The organism is Synechococcus sp. F70.1 (assembly GCF_047502745.1).
Lineage (GTDB): Bacteria > Cyanobacteriota > Cyanobacteriia > Thermostichales > Thermostichaceae > Thermostichus.
Map to the genome: position 1 here is coordinate 1 of NZ_JANSJL010000027.1, position 542 is coordinate 542.

Genomic DNA, 542 nt, shown 5'->3' on the forward strand with positions numbered 1-542 from the left:
CAACCGGCACGGTAAGCGTGCGGCAGCGCCACGGAAAAGACCTGGGATCCCTGACGGTGGCAGATTTCCTAGCCCAGCTACAGGCACTTGACTAGCCCGAGCATTCGGGATCCCCGGCTTGCGGCAATTGGGTTTTCAGAACTTGAGGATCCCAGGTTCTGAGGATCTCAAGAAAGAGCTTGAGTTTCCCTTTCTCAAGGGAAGCCAAGGGGGCTAATTGAAAAATCAGGATTTGGCCGACAACCCACCATGTTCTCTAGGGATTTTCTGGAGAGGATCCTGCAACGCTTTAGGAGCTGACGGCTAAATCGATCTGTCGCCGAATGGATTGGCCGTTACTTTGGTGAATTGATTGATAGTTACTTTGAATTGCAGTGAAATAGCCTGTCGATCTAAGCTCCTCATCTCCCGCTCTGCGATTGTAGATAACAGCACTATGAATTGTAGCTCTTGCTACAGTATTAGCTTCTCTATTGGAGATAGGCTTTTGTGCATTCAAAGTCTGACCGCAGAGTGATGACTCAAGGAGAGGATCCCATGCC

Annotated in this window: 1 protein-coding gene; it reads right to left on the reverse strand. The window is 49.8% G+C overall.

The features are described 5' to 3' along the window. Positions 1–289 precede the first annotated feature (289 nt). Positions 290–542, reverse strand: a 253-nt coding sequence (locus tag NW860_RS01680) for a hypothetical protein (protein WP_414512017.1), incomplete at its 5' end; no start/stop codon positions are given.